The sequence below is a fragment of the Aquimarina sp. AD1 genome, assembly GCF_003443695.1.
Taxonomy (GTDB): Bacteria; Bacteroidota; Bacteroidia; order Flavobacteriales; family Flavobacteriaceae; genus Aquimarina; species Aquimarina latercula.
Map to the genome: position 1 here is coordinate 1751152 of NZ_CP031966.1, position 17470 is coordinate 1768621.

The window sequence follows — 17470 nt, forward strand, 5'->3', positions numbered from 1 at the left end:
ATGTTATTAGCAAGTAAACACTTTACTCCTGTCATCGGAATTGATATACATATCATAATCGTTCCGCCTGGAGTTCCTATACCAATTCCTCATCCATACATAGGTATGGTTATTGATCCTATGGATTATGTTCCTATTATTGGATCTACCGTAAATGTAAACTGTGTTCCCAAAGGAAATAGTGGAACAGCAGGAATGATCGGAACAGTAGTTCATATACCTATGGGAGGTCCGTTTGCAATGGCTCCGATGATTGGTCACGATTCTATGAACTTTTTTGGAAGCACAAAAGTAAGCGCAGAAGATGCCTATTTTACTCCTGCGGGATATATGACAATGACATGTAATGACATCGGGATGCCGTTGTCATTGACTCCTGGAAAAAAGATGAAACCAATTCCTAGTTTGTATCTGCCATCGTCAATGAGTGTTCCTTTACCAATGGGAAAACCTGTTAATGTTGGAGGACCATATGCTCCAGATTTGATGGGAATGCTAATGGCTTTAGTGATGTCATACGGTTTTGGTGCTCTTATGAAAGGAGCTGGAAAAGGATTGACCAAATTAAATCATAAAGTATTAAAGAAATTTCCTGCCACACAAGGTCTTAGTAAAAAAATGTGTAAAATGGGATTCGAACCGGTTGACCTAATTACAGGTCGTATGGTATATGAAGGAGAAGATTTTAGCATAGCTGGACCAATACCTATTCGTTGGGAACGAAATTGGTATTCAGATTCTGGATATGAAGGAATGATGGGACATGGAATGCATTGCAATTATGATCTCTCATTACACGTTGATTATGATGAGGATTCCATCGTAATGCGATTACCAGATGGAAGAATAACTTCTTTCCCAATGTTGCTTACAGAAAATGAAACTTCTTATAACAGAACAGAAAAACTAACACTTACCTTTATTGATGGTAGCACCTATGAAGTTATTGACAATGAATCACAACAAACATATACATTTAAGAAATATACGGATACATTATACAAACCGACAAGTTTAAAAAATCCTGAAGGTTTTGAAATTCAATTCATTTATAACGCTGTTTATAAATTAGAACAAATCATCGATACTGCTGGCAGAAGAATTGATTTAGATCTGAATGAAGAAAACAAAATAACTAAAGTTTCCGCTACGCATCAGGGGGAAACCAGAACGCTAGTAAAATATTCTTATAATGAAGAAGGAGATTTAATTGAAATTATTGATGCATTAGATCAAAAAACGGTGATGGAATATGAAAATCACCTAATGATAAGGAAAACTGATCGTAATGGTCAGGCATTCTATTGGGAATATGACGGAAAAACAACTGGTGCTAAATGTATTAGAACTTGGGGAGATGGAGGCATATTATCAGGAACAATTGAATATAATAAAGGGTATAATGTAATTACCAATTCACTAGATCAAGAGAGTATCTATTACTTTAACAATCAAAATCTTTGTACACAAGTTACCGATCCAATGGGAGATCATATTTTCCATGAATATACGCCATATATGGAACCGTATCGCGATATTGATGAAGAAGGAAATATTACTGGATATAGTTATGATGATAGAGGAAATTTAATTGGTTTACATCAACCTGATGGTTCCGTTATTGGATTTGTTTACGACGAAAAAGATAGATTGGTTCTTACTAAAGACCCAGCTGGAGGATCTATAGTAAAAACTTTTGAAAATGACCGTCTACACGCTGTAATTGGATTAGATGGAGGCGTTACCTCTTTTGAATACAATAACCAAGGGTTAATTCAGGAAATAAGAGATAATGCAGGGAATAGGACTTTTCTAAATTATGATGAAGATCATAACCTAAATAAATTAACACTACCTAATAATGCCGAATCTACTTGGGAATATGACCCTTGGGGAAGATGTCTACATACCAAAAATTCTGAAGACCATCAACAACAATTCTTTTATGATGAATTAGACCGTATTTATCAAATACGACAAGCGGACACCAATCTGGTTAAGTTAAAATACAACGCCTATGATGAGGTGATTCAATCTATAGATCAAAAGAAACGTGAAGTGAATTTTGACTATACTCCGATGGGAAGCCTCAAAATGCGAGAAGAAAATGGCAGAAAAGTATTTTTTAAGTATGATACCGAAGAACAGTTAAATACTATTACCAATGAGCACAATGAATATTATCGTTTTTCTAGAAATGAAAAAGGGGAAATTATTAGAGAAATTGGTTTTGATGGACTTACCCGAAAATATGATCGGGACCGAGCGGGAAAAGTATTAAAAGTAAATAGACCCGATGATAAATACACGGAGTACGAATATGATTTTAACGGTAGAATTACAAGAGCAGAATACAGCGATGGTACATGGGAAACCTATAGTTATGATCTTAACGGTAATCTGATTGAAGCTGTAAATGAAAATAGTCGTGTGCAACTCATACGAGATACTGCAGGACGCATAATCGCTGAAAATCAAGACGGACACCTGGTAGAAAGTGAATACGACTCTTTAAGCAATCGAACTAACATTACAAGTAGTCTTGGAGCCAATATTGCGTTGACAAGAAATAAACTTGGATTGGTAGAAAAAATAAATGCTAGCAATCTATCTCAAACTGAAGAATCAACTAAAGCTTGGAATGCACAATTTGCACACAATAGCCTAGGGATGGAAGTAGAAAGAATGCTTCCTGGTGGTGTCATTAATCATATCGAATATGATCAAGCGGGCAGACCAATACAATACAAAGTAACCTCTGCCAATAAAGAAATGCGTCATCGTACCTATACCTGGAACGTAAATGATCGACTCACCAAAATGGTAGATCAATTAACCAATGGAACTGTAGCCTATAGCTATGATGAGTTCAATAATTTGGCAGGAGCACGATATGAAAACAAACAGTTTGACTATAAACTACCAGACGAAGTAGGTAATTTATACAGAACTGAGAGTAAAGGAGATCGAAAATATGGAACTGGAGGACAATTACTGGAAGCCAATGGAAATAAATTTAAGTACGATGCCGAAGGAAATCTTATTATCAAAATCAGTGCCACTGGCACATTTGAATATTCTTGGTACGGCAACGGAATGCTACGATCAGTTACTGATCCAAAAAATAGCACTACTGAATTTGAATACGACGCACTTGGTCGTCGTACCGCTAAGATAAAGGATGTCAGCCTGAGCCTGTCTAAGGCCAATAAGCAAATAACAAGGTTTGTGTGGGACGGCAACGTACCTCTCCATGAATGGAAATATGATCTCAATCAAAGACCCGAATTAGTAGTAGATGAATATGGTATGCTTAAAGAAAGTAAACCAGAACCCGTTGAAAATTTAATTACTTGGGTATTTGATGAAGACACCTTTAAACCTGCTGCAAAGATAACAGCAGAAGGCTCCTACTCTATCATAACAGATTACTTAGGTACTCCTGTAGAGATGTATAATAGTAAAGGAGAAAAAACCTGGCAAGTCGAGTATGATATTTATGGAAAAGTACGTAAACTTGTAAAAGGTTCGTTGAATGACTGTCCCTTTAGATACCAGGGACAATATGAAGATCTAGAAACTGGGTTGTATTACAACCGATTTAGGCATTATTCCGCTGATGAAGGAGTGTATATATCACAAGATCCTATAGGAATTAATAGTAGAGAATATAATTTATATAATTATGTTTCAGACACTAACTCAATAATTGATGTTTTTGGATTAGACTGGAATTACGTTTTAGAAGATTCAAATGGTAATGCATATTATCACGGTAGAGCCTCTGACAATCAAAGTATGAAAGATGTAGGAAGGAGGCATTCTAAAACTACAGGAACAGATGGAGCTAGATTCGGTGAAGGAGATACTTTGAAAAGAAAAACACCAGTTAAAACTCCAAAGGATACGGTAAGAGGTGTTGAACAACGGGGAGTTGCTGAAAATGATTTACTGGGCAAGAATAGCGATAAAGCTAGAGGAAATAAAATAAATGGTATGTCTGAAGCAAAACAGAAAAAGACTAAAGGTAAAAGAAGACTCAAAGCAGCTGATAAGCTATTAAATGGTAAAAAAGTAAGTGAATTACCAACATTAGATGAATTAAATTTTAAAGATTTAGGCTGTAAATAATTATGAATACTGATAAACTATTAGAAAAAGATATCATAAGTCACGATGAATTAATAGAAGGAATTTTCGTAGAATATAAAAAAGCAGATAAAACAAAATACACATCTGCATTCTTATCGAGTTTGAGTTCAAATGATTTAAGTTTCAGAAGCGGCTTACCAGTTTTTGCAATATTACAATCATTCCCGAAACACAAATTCAAACTTGTAAAAAATCAAAAACCATCACGAATATCACCATGTGATATTTGTTCTAATTATGAACAAATTGAGCTCGATACTGAATTAGTGGAAGAGTCCTTTGAGGAAATTGGAGGATTAACAGGCTTTGATCTCTTAGACTATTTTTATTATCTTAAGAAAACGAATGAATTAAAAAGTATCAAACCTAAAAAAGAAGATTATAAAATATTTTTAGAAATATTAGATATATTAGAAAATGCAAACGACAAGGATACTGTAAAAAAAGAGTTACAAAAAAAAATCTCTAAAATAAAAGGATTTAAATCTGATTCTGAACAAAGGCAGGTACTTCTAGAAACTTTAGGTTACTGTAGTATTTTAGAAACAGAAAAACATAAAGGTTTATTAAATAAATATACTAATTTGGCTATTGCTCCGACGAAAACTCATAGTTCTGATTGGAATTATCCGGTTGATTGGTGGTTAGGGAAAAATGGAATTAACAAAGAAGCTTTCAATTTCTGGTTCGGAGATTATCCAGAATTAGAAAAATATTGTATCTAATTAAAAATGAATAAACTGCTAGATTCAATAAAAGATAAAGTAGGCCTTTTTTTAATGGATAAAGGATATACAAAAAGAGGTAAAAACGATTTTATTAAGAAAGAAAAACTTCATAAAAGAGAAGAAGTGATTTCTTTTTCTTCCAGAAAAGGAAGAACTCCGCATACAGATCAAACATATATAGGTGTCACATCGGGTATTTATTATATGGAAGTGAATTCTTTAGACAAAAAGATAATTCAGGATTTTCTAAATTCTTATCCTATAATTACTGGATCTATCGGTCACTTTAAAGATACGGATAACAACTTTATTTCAATCCCTATTAATAATTCGGATCAAGTAGAAAGTGTTGCCAATGAAATTATTGAAAATATTAAAGATGGTGGTTTTAATTTATTCAACAAGTTTCCAACACTAGAAAGTATTTTAAAAGAAATTGACAACAAACATGAATGGCTTAATGATTACCATAAGTTTAAAAAAATAAGACGCCAAGTACGAATTTCTGCAATGCATCTTCTTGTTACTGATAAAAGTACTGCTATACAATGGTTTAAAGAAAACTCGCTAGATACTGAAAAATCAAAACCAGAAATCATAAAAAAAATGGAAGCTAGTTGGTAGTTTAAGACATGATAACCTACAAGAAAATTGAAAAAAAAATATTTTCAGCTACAGCTAAAGGCAACAACATAAAAATTATACAAGATTAATAGTTTTTTTGAGATAAATATTCAGAAACAAAATATGCCAAAGCAAAAAAAAATAAAATTAGAAAACGGTGATATTTTAAGTATTGATTTAGGTAATAATGAATATGCATTTGCAAGAGTATTATCTAAACTAAGCATAGGTCATTGCATAGAGATCTTTAATCATATTGGTGATAACCCGAATGAATATTTAAATATAAATTATGATTCTAGATTTCTTCAACCTCAAATTATTGATTCCCATTCTCTGTTTTGGCTTGGTAAAGAGGGCAACTGGGATGTAAAAGATAAAAATAAGAACTTCATACCTCCAGAAAATGAAACGACTAAATTTGAATATGGAGATCAAAGTAATCCTACTTTAATAGATATCTTTGGTAATAAAGAAGAAAAATATAGTACCGATGATAATAGATATCCACCATATATTCCGAAAGGTGATATTCAGATCAAAAAAATAATTAAGTTTTGGAGAGCAAAGAAAAGTTGATATCACTAGAACTATTATTTAGATTATATTTTTAATTTATTTAAATAAAAAAGACGTTTTACAAGTATCATTTCTTAATCCAATATCGATGTAGTATATTTAGAATTCTAATTGACCAACAATGAAAAATTTTAAAATCTATTACATCCATATTTTTTTTATTTGCTCTTCTTTTTCACTAATAGCTCAAGATACTACTACAGAATATATTGAAACCGAGGCGGTAATCCAGGAAATTAATTTCAAAGTTAGATCTAGAAGATCTTCTGCAACTGCCAAAGTTGCTTATAAAACTTTAGAAGGTGATAGTCTCACAAGTACCGTAAAACTAATGCATATCCCGTTTATAGGTCCATTAGACAATGAAGGAGATACAATTAAAATTTTATACAACAAAGAAACACCACTCCTACTCACTACCAAAAGTAATTCCTTTTGGCAATCTTATGGATTATACATACTTATACTGATCGGAGTAATTATTCTAATTTATAGATTTATAAAAAGACCTAAATAAGTACCTCTTTATATATCAATACTCCCATATTAATTATAAAAAAACAATAATTAAAAACCTACAAAAAAATTGTAATTCGATATAAAGAAGTCTAAAGCTTCTTTATATAAATCATTTTTGTAACTTTAAAAAGCTAATCACCTACATTATTTATGGCATTTACGGGACAAGAATTTGTTACTTTGACAGAAAAAACAATGCTTTATCTTATTATTATGGATAAAGAAGGGAACGTACATTATGCCAATAAACGCTGTGAAGCATTGTTTCAGTTACCTAATGATCAAATAATAGGGTCATCGATTAGAGATTATATTATCGATGAAGAAGAAAGTAAATTTGAAGAAATTATATCTAAATGCTGTAACCTTAAATCTCCGCAGAACTATACATTTAGATTTTCTCCTAAGTCAAATACAGGAATACTTACTCTTAAATTTGATTTCATTCTCTATGAAGATCTTATTTATGCTTCTGGAATTGATATTACTGAGGAGAATAAAGAACACTATTCACTTATTTCATTATCAAAATTAACTAAAACTGGTGCTTGGTATTATAACCCCATTAGTGAAGAAATGTTTTTTTCTAAAGAATGTTACAACTTACATGACTTAGAACCGGGGACTCCTATTACAATGGAAAAAGCAATAAGTTATTATCGCCCAGAATCAAGACCAAAAATTTGGAAGTTTCTTGAAGATCTAATCAACAAAAAACCAACAGATTACACAGAAAAAATAATTACCGAAAAAGGTACAGAAAAATGGATTAGAGTATTAGGAGAACCTATTATTCATAATGATAAAGTAGTTTTTATTAATGGAAGTTTTGCAGATATAACAGAACGACAGAATTATCTAGAAAAATTAAAATATAACGAAGAAACTAAACGTCTAGCATTAAAAGGTATACGTTCTGGTTTATTTGATCATCACTTTGATATAAATGCTACATATTATAGTACGGATTTTAAAAAAATGTTAGGTTTACCACTAGATAAAGATTTTATATCAACTGATTTATTACAAAAATTAATTCATCCAGATGATATAGAAGATTCTATTGAGCGACATATAGAGGGATTAAAAAAAACGGGGAATCATTATTTTAATCATTATAGAATAAAAAATAAAAAGGGAGATTATAGATATTACGAAATCCACGGATACCGGAAAAAGGATAAAAACAACAAAACGACCAGAATGATAGGTAACCTTATCGATGTTCATCAAAGAAAACTAAACGAGCATACGATAACAGAAAATCATAGTAGATTATTAGCTATGATCAATAATGGTTTTGCTTATACCATTTTATTAAATACTTCGGGGGAAATATTAATGGCAGATCAAGATTCTTTAAAAATTATAAAAAGAGATTTTAACGTAGATCCAACAAAAGAACCTACTCTTTTTATAGAAGTAATGCCTGTAAATTTTAAAACTACATTTTTTCACGAATTTAATGAAGCTTTAAAAGGCAATATTGTAAAAAAAGAAATAGAAAGAACCACATATAAAGGGGCGTCTCAATGGTTAGAATCCAAATACACTCCTATTAAAGATGGAGAAAATAAAGTAAATTCTATCTTAGTTAGTTTTCACGATATAACGGAGCAAAAAACTGCAGAAATTGCTAGAAAAGAAGCTCACATAAAAGAACAGGAATTAAGTAATCTAAAATCTAACATTCTATCCAATTTTAGTCACGAAATAAGAACACCACTTAATGGAATTGTTACGATAAGTAATATCTTACTATCAGGAGAAGAAAACCCTGAAGAGCGAAAAAAGTTAAGTGCATATCTTGATGAAAGTAAAGAAAGGCTTCTTGCAACAATAAACAATTTATCGCATTTTAGTGAAATAGAAACAATTCAGAAAAATCTAAATTACGTCGAAGTTGACATGAATTATACTGTAGAGACTTCTTATAGAGAGTATCGACATTTTGCTAACTCCAAAAATTTAAATTACGTTCTAAAACTTGATGAAAATTGCCCATCTGCTTCTATAGATGAAGATATTTTTCGAACTGCTTTAAACAATATCATTCATAACGCTATTAAATATACGGATAAGGGAAAGGTATTGGTTAAAGTAGAAGGACAAGAAGAAAAAATAAAAATTACAATAAAGGATTCTGGAATTGGTATAGGAAAAGACAGTCTAAAAAAGATATTTGATCCTTTTATACAGGAAAGTATTGGTCTGAGTAGAAAATACGAAGGAACCGGAATTGGTTTAAGTTTATCAAAAAGATATATTGAAATCCTTGGAGGAAAAATAAAAGTTATAAGTAAATTGAATCAGGGAACAAAATTCATTATTACAATCCCAAAAAATATATGAATATACTTTACGTAGAAGACAATAAAATTAATGCAATGGTTATGAATCGGATGTTATCCAAAAACTCATCTAATGTAATTATTGCAGAAAATGGTCCGATAGCTTTAAAGATGGTTAATGAATCTACCCTCGATCTAATTCTAGTAGATATAAACCTTGGTCTAAACCAAATGGATGGATGCGAACTATTAAAACGTTTTAAAAAGTTAGATGTACTAGAGAATATCCCTATATACGCAGTCACTGCATACGCCATGCCAGGTGATGCTCAAAAATTCATCAAAATAGGCTTTGATAAATACTTCTCTAAACCTGTTAATTTCGATAAACTTATATCTGCTATTTCAAAAGTAAAATCAAAAATTAAATAAAAAAGAGCACTAATAATTATTAGTGCTCTTTTTTATTTAATTATAGTTATAACTATTGTTGTTCATAATCAGAATCCCAATCGGTACCATCATCACCTTTCTGTCCATCCATTTTTATCATAAAGTTTTTAGCTGGGAAATAAGGTTTCATGTGTATATCTAAATATACTCTATCCTTTTGGTTCGGATCTTGTTCGAAACGCTTAATCGAAAAATCTTCAATTAATTGATCTGGACCTGTAATTCCATCTAAGAATTTAACGATCTGTCCCATCAACTCCTTACGTGTTCTTGCATTAAAGTTTTCGAAAGCTCTTCTATTTAAGAAGTCCATTAATACTTTAGTCACATAATCAAATACCCTAACAACAGAATATGTCTGTAATCCTAAATTATCTCCGTTAAATAACGTTTTAGCAGAAAACGCCATTACTTTTCCATACTCATTAACCATAGGAACTAATCCCAATTTCTCTAACTGAGCAATCTCACTTTTCTTTAGGTCAAATCGAACACCATCTACCTCATTAATCCCACCATGTTTCTTACCCGCAGCAACCTGAGACATCAATGTTCTATATACCTGTCCTGCTAATGCACTAGAAGGTGGTACAAAAAGATCGTCTTCTTCTCCTACTTCATCATGTTTTCCTCTCCCTACTAACCAGTTACAAGCCATCATAACATTAGACCTGTATTTATCTCCACCAGTAAGATTAGCAGCTTCAAACATTTCCATAACATCATCTGGCTCATCAAGATGTTCGAAATCAGTAATCATCATTACCTTGTTCTCATGAGCAATCTTAGCCCATTTTTCTACTACTTTGTTAGATCCTAAGTAACCAGGTATTACTAAAATACCATAATTATCTCTTAAATCAAGACGGTCATACCCTTGAACTAATTCTTCTTGGATTGCATCAATAAATCTAGTATTATCTAGATCTTTTAACTGCTCCAATTCAGCATTCATGATATTAATATTCTTAACTTTTTGAGATTCTGTATTCTTAAAGAATAAAGCCACAGATCTATATGATTGTTCAAGTTCTCTAGTCTGCTCTAATGCTGCACCTAAGTTTTTCTCCAAAGATTTTCCAGCAATTTCAGAACGTTTTTCTGATTCTTCAACCATTTCAGAGATATCATCTGATGATGATAAAACATCTCTCCAAATTTCTAACGTTTTTTGAAGTTTAGCTCTTTCTAACTTTTTGGTTGATTCTGTAAGAAAAATCTTTTTACGGGCCTTACGATCGGGGTTCATATTCTGAACATCATCGATACACGCTTCTAAAAGATCAAAACCGCCATATCTAGCTAACTTTTCTTCGTTTATTTTTAATTCCTTTGCTGGATTTTCTATTTTAACACTCTCTTGAGCTTGTTTTCCTGCTGCCATGTGATTTATGTGTCTTTATCTTTTAACCTTGCTGTAATTCTGCTAATAATGATTCGATTGATCTTATCAACGCTTGTTTTGCATCTGGATCTGCTAAAGCAGTTTTTAAGATCTTATTGGATTTAAGTTGTTTCACCACCTTCAAATACTGATCCTTTTCAGTATCTAAATCATTTAAAAATTTACTCTGATCTATAATTCCTTTTTTTCCGAAATTACCTAAATGGCTAAATTTCAAAGTTTCTTTGCTTTCTACTCCATCCGCATCTTCAAACTCTACCTCTACTTCGGGCTTATAATTTTCAAATACATGATCAATAGATGTCAAACCGTTTACAATCTGCGGCTTAATAGGCTGATCTTGAGTTAATTTCTGAACAAGAAGTGTTTTATTTTGTCCGATTTCCAATATAGCTTCACTAGCATCGGTTTTTACCTCTGTTCCTCCTAATCCATATGTGTTATTGCTCATATTTTCTCTAAATAATGATTGTGAATTATAAATATACTAATTTTATTGCAGGATATGGTTCTTTATTCGTAGGACCATTCCATTTTTTCATCTTTTATATCAAGACTGACTTTACTCCCTTTACCTATCTTACCCGTAATCAGCATTTTAGACAAAGGACCTCTTAAATCAGTTCTAATAACTCCTCTTAAAGGTCTCGCCCCATATTTGGGGGTAAATCCCTTATAAGCTAAATATTCTTGTGCAGCCTCTGTAAGCTCTAATGTTACTTCTTGCTTATTAAGGGCTTTGTGTAAATCTTTTAATTGAATATTAAAAATCTTTACTACATTCTCTTTTGTAATCGGTGCAAAAGGAACAATTTCTGTTAACCTTCCTAAAAACTCTGGTCTAAAATGTCTAGACATCAATTCTAATAGATCTGATGATTTAGGAATTTCTCCATCTGTAAATGATTTTACAACGTGCTCACTCCCAATATTAGAAGTAAATAAAATAACAGCATTAGAAAAATCTCCAGTCTTTCCTAATCGATCATTCAACTTTCCTTCATCCAAAATTTGAAGAAAAATGTCAAAAACTGATGGATGTGCTTTTTCTATTTCATCAAAAAGTACGATAGAATATGGTTTTTGTCTTATTTTATTTACTAACAACCCTCCTTCTTCATATCCTACATATCCTGGAGGAGCTCCATATAATAGCGCCGCAGAGTGTTCCTCTTTAAATTCTGACATATCAAACCTAATAATAGCATCTTCAGTCTGAAAAAGAAACTCAGCAAGAGATTTTGCTAATTCCGTTTTACCTGTACCTGTAGGACCTGTAAAGAAAAAAGAACCTGTCGGAAGTCCCGGTTTACTCAAGCCCGATCTCGATTCCAGTACCGCTTCAGAAATTGTTTTGATTGCATGATCTTGTCCAATCACTCTTTTCTTTAGATGATCTTCCATATTAAGTAACCTTTCTTTTTCATCAGCCTGAAGTTTTCCTACCGGAATTCCAGTTTTATTTGCAATTGTGGCAGAAACATCATTCTTATCTATAAAGGTTTTCTCTTCTGAAGCTTTCTTAAAAAATTGATCCAAAATGGAAACAATCTTTGTTTTATAATTATCAAATGTTTCTTCTCCAAGGACCATTTCATCCTCTCCTAGTTCATTGAATAAAAGATAACTAAACTTACTTTTTAGATTATTGTAAATCCAACTTACTGCATTTACTTTATCGGCTTCCTCGGATTTCTTCTCTCCTATATCTTTTACATCTTTTAGTAAAGACTCTACATTATTTGCTGTTGTCTCGATCATATATCTAGAAGCAGACATTGTTCTATCTATAAGATCTATTGCAGCATCGGGTAGACTTCTATCTTTATTAAATCGTTTAGAAAGTCTAATAGCTTCTGCAATCGTTTCATCTATAATGTCTAAACTATGGTGTTCTTTATACTTATTAATAGTATTAGAAATCATGGTTAGTGCATCTTCTTCTGAAGGTTCGTCTAGCGCAACAACCTCAAACCTCCTAGTAAGTCCTTCGTCGGTTTCGATATGTTTTCTAAAGGCGTCATTTGTAGCAGTAACTATGAACGTAACTTCTCCTTTTGCTAATTCAGATTTTAAAATGTTTACCAACCCTTGGTTCCCACTATTTTTATCTGTCAAATTATTAATCTCATCAATTAATAAGATAGGTTTATCATATTCTTTTAATGCGACTAAAATCTTTTTAAAACGATCCTCTACTTCACTTTTATAACTTGCTCCAGAAACAAGGTTAATAAAATCTAACTCATAAATTTGAGCATCTTGCAAACCATCAGGCACATTCCCATTCACAACAGCCTCTGAAAAACCATCCAAAAGAACCGTTTTTCCAACACCAGGTTCACCTGTTATCAATACATTTGGTTTAGAATGTCTTCCTAAGATCTCGGTAATCATCTTTACCTCCGCATCTCTTCCAAAAACATCATCCAATTGTTTATTTTTTGCAGCAAAAGTTTTATCAAAACAATATTCATCTAGTATTCCTGAATCACCTTTTTGCACTTGAGAAGTTGTTGATCCACCATTAGTAGAAACTGCTTTTCCACCACCAGTCTTCCCTTGGGTTGCTGCTATTAAAATTTCATCAGCCTTAAGCGGTAGTGTCTTTAATTGTTCATAAGAAAATCCTACACCTGGAGTACACAAAGCAATTAAAACTGCATGAGGCGTTATTTCATCCTTACCCAATTTAAGTTTTAGGGTATCCGCTTCATTAAAAACTGCTTCTATAGATTTATCTCCTTGAACAGCATCCGGAATATTTACAACTCTTGGTAATGCCTCAATTCTAACTTCTGACCATTCTTCATAATAATATATATCGCCATCAATCTGATTAAAAAAATCTTTTAACCCTACATCTTTGTGTAAAAGAGCTTTCAATAAATGTGCAGCATTGTATTCATCATTATGATACTCTTTTGCAATTGATTGTGCTATGTGAATCGCATTATCAACCTTTGATGATAATGTATAATCTAGTATTTGCATGAAGTTGGTTTTTCGTAAAGTAAATAAATAACCTAATAATTAGCAAAAAATTATCAAATTGCTGAAAATAAAATTCGATTTTTATGCATTATGAGTGATTTTTCCCTCAAAAAGTAAAAAATACTTTAGCTTAACCAAAAATATAATTAAATATCGATTATACCTACCTAGTATCTGGGTAAAAGCCCCCCCTGTTTTCAGGTAAAAAATTAAAAATCTTTAACGGATCTGAGAAAATCTAATTCCAAGGTTTTTTTCTAAATCTCTAATCACTTTTAATTCTTGCTTTACTATAAGCGCTAATGATAACCCCGTTTTTCCTGCCCTAGCAGTTCTGCCACTTCTATGCGTATAATATTCTATTTGATCTGGCAACTGATAATGCACTACAAATGCTAAATCTGCTACATCAATCCCTCTAGCAGCTACATCGGTAGATACCAATAATTCTAAAGTAGCTTTCTTAAATGCACGCATTACTTTATCCCTATCTTTTTGAGTCATATCACCTTCTAGTAAGCCGACTTCATAATTTTTTGCTATAAGCTGTTTAGATAACTTACGAGCCGCAGCTTTCGTTTTAGTAAAAATTATTCCTCTTTGATTCTTATGGGATTTAAGAAAATAAGTAAGTGTATCTAATTTATTTACTTCTTCTCCAACTACAAAATGATGATCAATACCTTTATTAACAGCGTCATTTTTATCAATTGACACTCTTACAGCATCCTTGTCAACATAAGAATTAATAATTTCATTTAATCCTGATGGCATTGTAGCAGAAAAAAGCCATACATTTCTATATCCCTTAGTTTTACTCAAAATAGTAGTAAGATCCTTTTTGAATCCCATACTCAACATCTCATCAGCTTCGTCTAATACGATCGTTTTGATTTTGGAAATATCAACTGCTTTCCTTTCAATTAAATCAATTAATCTACCAGGAGTTGCAACCACAATATGGGTTGGCCTTTTTAATCTCGATAATTGAATTTCTATTTTTTCTCCACCATATACAGATTCTGTAAAAATTTTATCAGTATACTTAGTGAATTTAAAAAGCTGTTTTGCAATTTGTTGACCTAGTTCTCTTGTAGGTGCTAAGATTAATGCCTGAACTTCTTTTTTCTGGGAGTCTATAGTAGTTAATAAAGGAATACCAAAGGCGGCTGTTTTACCAGTTCCAGTCTGAGCTTTACCAATAAAGTCTACTTTATTATTGATAAGTACAGGTATCGATTGCTCTTGAATTTTTGTAGGTACTATTATTCCCATTTCTTTAAGACCTTTATTTAGATCTTTGGGAACACCTAATTCTGAAAATTTCATCCTCTATTTTTTATAGTGCAAAAATAGATGAATAAATTCATTGCCCAACTAAAACAATCAATAGATAAAATTAATTAGATGATTAGCAAGATATTTTCATGAAGTAATCGAATAATTGTCTTCTTAAAGTTAATCCTTTTTTATGAAAGTGCGATTCGTGCATACAAAAACCACCGGAACAATTAACATCTGCACCTTCATCCGGAGATATAATATCCATAAGAGAAATACTTTCGGAATGGAATTCATTATGATCATTATGAGTCAAGTGATCATGATTACAATTTTCGTAAGAAAAAACTTTCTCACTCTGTTCGATTATATTTTTTTGATGAATTGAAAAATCAAAAGTAGTTATACTGCCACTAAACTGGCCTATAGTTTCTTTTAAAACATCCTCCTGTGCCTGAATAATAAAAGAAAACAATACAAAAACAAATAATAAAGCGGGGCGTAATAGTTTAGTCATATGTATATTTTTTGGCTTATTAATACAAGTTCAAATTTAATTCTACATTAAAAATAAGTAGCGTATTTCTGAGCAGTATTATTTAAAAACATCGGCAAAATACATATAAGCAAGATTAAATGCAATTTTTTTTACACATTTAACACTATTTACGAGTGATTAAGACTACAACAAGAAAGTTAAAACCGTAATTCAACCCTTTTTTAATTAGAATAAGGTAGTTCCGTCAGAAGAATGGTTCGGTAAATTAAGCTTTGTATTTAATCTATTATTTATTAGTTCTATAAAAAATTTAGAAAGCAGAGGTGAATCTTTTTCTATGTTTTGATGAACAAAAAAATGAATATCTTCAATCCCTTGATCTTTCCATGTTTTCAGTCTAACCACCCACTCCTCCAGCCTAGTGTAATCTGTTTCATGATTTGCTCCTACGTATCTAATAAAAGCTTCCTTATTAGTTAATCTCATATGCAACAAATCTCTCCTTCCTGCTGAGTCTGTAATTACATTCGATACATTAGAACTCTCTAACAAATCATACAATTCGCTTGCGACCACCTCATCATTAAACCAATCTGTATGTCTAAACTCTATAGCTAATGATAATTCCTTTGGCCATTTTTCGACAAAACGTATAACTCTTTCAAAATACTTAGGAGCAAAATTACTATGCATTTGCAAAAAGATTGTTCCTAGTTTTTCTTTTAAATGAACCGCATTTGCTACATATTGATCTACATAAGGCTGGACATCTTCATTAAGTCTCTTAAGATGCGATATATTTTGTACAAGTTTTGGAAAAAACTTAAACCCTTCAGGTGTTTTATCATACCACTTCTTGAATTGATCTTCAGAAAAGATTCTATAAAAAGTAGCATTTAATTCAATACAATTAAACTGTCTAGAATAGTAAAATAATTCATCTTTTGTACCTCTAGGGTAAAAACCTTTTAAATCTTGTTTATTCCACTTAGCGCAACCAACATATACAGAAACATCATTACTTCCTCCTTTCTGTAAAACTTTTAAAGTATCCTGATGATCCTCTGGCAATACAAAGTTTATACTTTCTGGGCGTTCTACTTTACCAAATTTCATAATATTTATTTAAAAAGTTTACTGTAAATAGTGTAACAAAAATAGGATTCGAATGACTAACTATGCAGTAACAATAATAAAAAATTTAACAATGAATACTTTGAAATCATTAATTGTAGTACTAATTATAGCAATTATTACTCCCACACAGGCACAAACTGCTGATGAAATTATCGATACATATTTAGAAAATACCGGAGGTAAGGAAAACTGGAAAAAGCTTACTGGTACTAAAATGGTAGCCCAAGTAAACCAAGGAGGAATGGTTATACCTGTAACTATATATTCTGGAAACAAAGGTGAACAAGCCGTAGTTATTGAGTTACAAGGTAAAACAATCACTCAATTTGCTTTTGATGGCGAAACAATGTGGTCCACGAACTTTATGACCATGAAAGCAGAAAAAAGTGACAAGGAAACTACCGATAACATGAAATTATCAACGAATGATTTTCCAAACGCTTTTATAGATTATAAAGAAAAAGGGTATACGGTAGAATATTTAGGTAAAGAAACAAAAGAAGGTACTGAAACCTTCAAAATTCAATTAACAACTGAGCCTGTATCTCTAAATGGTGTAGAGTCTCCAAGTATTAGCTACTACTACTTTGAAACTGAAAACTATGTACCTATTATGATTGAAACAACTCAAGGCGCTAATAAAACTACTGTTACTATGAGTGACTACCAGGAAGTGGATGGTCTTTACTTCCCTTTCTCTATGTCTCAAGGCCCACAGCCTATTGAAATCAAAGAGATTGTACTAAATCCTGAAATAGAATCTAGTTTATTCGCTTTTCCTGCAGAGAAATAAAAAACATACTTTTAT

Annotated in this window: 14 protein-coding genes; 8 read left to right on the forward strand and 6 right to left on the reverse strand. The window is 31.8% G+C overall.

All coding sequences use genetic code 11. From position 1 onward, the window contains the following. The 7 genes from D1815_RS07930 to D1815_RS07960 all read left to right on the forward strand — a co-directional run bounded on the left by D1815_RS07930 (window position 1) and on the right by D1815_RS07960 (window position 9325). Window positions 1–4131, forward strand: a complete 4131-nt coding sequence (locus D1815_RS07930; RefSeq protein ID WP_118386555.1) for a DUF6531 domain-containing protein — start codon at window positions 1–3, stop codon at window positions 4129–4131. Window positions 4132–4133: 2 nt separating this feature from the next. Further along, window positions 4134–4877, forward strand: coding sequence for a hypothetical protein (locus tag D1815_RS07935; protein ID WP_118386556.1), 744 nt, complete (start codon window positions 4134–4136; stop codon window positions 4875–4877). Between the two features lie 6 nt (window positions 4878–4883). Next, on the forward strand, window positions 4884–5504 hold the full coding sequence (locus tag D1815_RS07940) for a hypothetical protein (RefSeq protein WP_118386557.1): 621 nt from the start codon (window positions 4884–4886) through the stop codon (window positions 5502–5504). Between the two features lie 123 nt (window positions 5505–5627). Beyond that, the gene (locus D1815_RS07945; RefSeq protein WP_118386558.1) at window positions 5628–6083 is read left to right on the forward strand and encodes an Imm26 family immunity protein; all 456 of its coding nucleotides are present in this window, start codon (window positions 5628–5630) and stop codon (window positions 6081–6083) included. A gap of 121 nt (window positions 6084–6204) precedes the next feature. Further along, entirely contained in the window at window positions 6205–6600 is a 396-nt protein-coding gene (locus D1815_RS07950) for a hypothetical protein (RefSeq protein ID WP_118386559.1), read from the forward strand. 152 nt (window positions 6601–6752) lie between these two features. After that, a complete protein-coding gene (locus tag D1815_RS07955; RefSeq protein WP_118386560.1) occupies window positions 6753–8954 on the forward strand; it encodes a PAS domain S-box protein in 2202 nt (733 codons plus the stop codon). Further along, on the forward strand, window positions 8951–9325 hold the full coding sequence (locus tag D1815_RS07960) for a response regulator (protein ID WP_118386561.1): 375 nt from the start codon (window positions 8951–8953) through the stop codon (window positions 9323–9325). The genes D1815_RS07955 and D1815_RS07960 overlap by 4 nt, the downstream gene beginning before the upstream one ends. 52 nt (window positions 9326–9377) lie before the next feature. On the opposite strand, the gene D1815_RS07965 is transcribed toward D1815_RS07960, so the two are convergent. From D1815_RS07965 to D1815_RS07990, 6 genes are all read right to left on the reverse strand, one after another. Beyond that, entirely contained in the window at window positions 9378–10730 is a 1353-nt protein-coding gene (locus D1815_RS07965) for a DUF5458 family protein (protein ID WP_027392912.1), read from the reverse strand. A gap of 22 nt (window positions 10731–10752) precedes the next feature. Next, window positions 10753–11202, reverse strand: coding sequence for a hypothetical protein (locus D1815_RS07970; RefSeq protein ID WP_027392913.1), 450 nt, complete (start codon window positions 11200–11202; stop codon window positions 10753–10755). Window positions 11203–11264: 62 nt separating this feature from the next. Next, window positions 11265–13745 carry an ATP-dependent Clp protease ATP-binding subunit gene (locus D1815_RS07975; RefSeq protein ID WP_162897348.1) on the reverse strand — a complete coding sequence of 827 codons (2481 nt, stop codon included), beginning with the start codon at window positions 13743–13745 and terminating at the stop codon, window positions 11265–11267. Between the two features lie 219 nt (window positions 13746–13964). Beyond that, a complete protein-coding gene (locus tag D1815_RS07980) occupies window positions 13965–15074 on the reverse strand; it encodes a DEAD/DEAH box helicase (protein ID WP_027392915.1) in 1110 nt (369 codons plus the stop codon). An 82-nt stretch (window positions 15075–15156) separates the two neighbouring features. Further along, a complete protein-coding gene (locus D1815_RS07985; protein WP_027392916.1) occupies window positions 15157–15543 on the reverse strand; it encodes a hypothetical protein in 387 nt (128 codons plus the stop codon). 207 nt (window positions 15544–15750) lie between these two features. Then, on the reverse strand, window positions 15751–16641 hold the full coding sequence (locus D1815_RS07990) for a DUF72 domain-containing protein (protein WP_118386562.1): 891 nt from the start codon (window positions 16639–16641) through the stop codon (window positions 15751–15753). 91 nt (window positions 16642–16732) lie between these two features. Between D1815_RS07990 and D1815_RS07995 the strand changes: the two genes are divergently transcribed. Further along, window positions 16733–17455 carry an outer membrane lipoprotein-sorting protein gene (locus D1815_RS07995; RefSeq protein ID WP_118386563.1) on the forward strand — a complete coding sequence of 241 codons (723 nt, stop codon included), beginning with the start codon at window positions 16733–16735 and terminating at the stop codon, window positions 17453–17455. Window positions 17456–17470 lie beyond the last annotated feature (15 nt).

Excerpts from the sequence above, each read along its gene's own strand:
- D1815_RS07930 (WP_118386555.1), top strand. The coding sequence starts at position 1 with ATGTTATTAGCAAGTAAACACTTTACTCCTGTCATCGGAATTGATATA.
- D1815_RS07955 (WP_118386560.1), top strand. The coding sequence starts at position 6,753 with ATGGCATTTACGGGACAAGAATTTGTTACTTTGACAGAAAAAACAATG.
- D1815_RS07945 (WP_118386558.1), top strand. The coding sequence starts at position 5,628 with ATGCCAAAGCAAAAAAAAATAAAATTAGAAAACGGTGATATTTTAAGT.
- D1815_RS07980 (WP_027392915.1), bottom strand. The coding sequence starts at position 15,074 with ATGAAATTTTCAGAATTAGGTGTTCCCAAAGATCTAAATAAAGGTCTT.
- D1815_RS07965 (WP_027392912.1), bottom strand. The coding sequence starts at position 10,730 with ATGGCAGCAGGAAAACAAGCTCAAGAGAGTGTTAAAATAGAAAATCCA.
- D1815_RS07960 (WP_118386561.1), top strand. The coding sequence starts at position 8,951 with ATGAATATACTTTACGTAGAAGACAATAAAATTAATGCAATGGTTATG.
- D1815_RS07970 (WP_027392913.1), bottom strand. The coding sequence starts at position 11,202 with ATGAGCAATAACACATATGGATTAGGAGGAACAGAGGTAAAAACCGAT.
- D1815_RS07940 (WP_118386557.1), top strand. The coding sequence starts at position 4,884 with ATGAATAAACTGCTAGATTCAATAAAAGATAAAGTAGGCCTTTTTTTA.
- D1815_RS07935 (WP_118386556.1), top strand. The coding sequence starts at position 4,134 with ATGAATACTGATAAACTATTAGAAAAAGATATCATAAGTCACGATGAA.
- D1815_RS07975 (WP_162897348.1), bottom strand. The coding sequence starts at position 13,745 with ATGCAAATACTAGATTATACATTATCATCAAAGGTTGATAATGCGATT.
- D1815_RS07950 (WP_118386559.1), top strand. The coding sequence starts at position 6,205 with ATGAAAAATTTTAAAATCTATTACATCCATATTTTTTTTATTTGCTCT.
- D1815_RS07990 (WP_118386562.1), bottom strand. The coding sequence starts at position 16,641 with ATGAAATTTGGTAAAGTAGAACGCCCAGAAAGTATAAACTTTGTATTG.
- D1815_RS07985 (WP_027392916.1), bottom strand. The coding sequence starts at position 15,543 with ATGACTAAACTATTACGCCCCGCTTTATTATTTGTTTTTGTATTGTTT.
- D1815_RS07995 (WP_118386563.1), top strand. The coding sequence starts at position 16,733 with ATGAATACTTTGAAATCATTAATTGTAGTACTAATTATAGCAATTATT.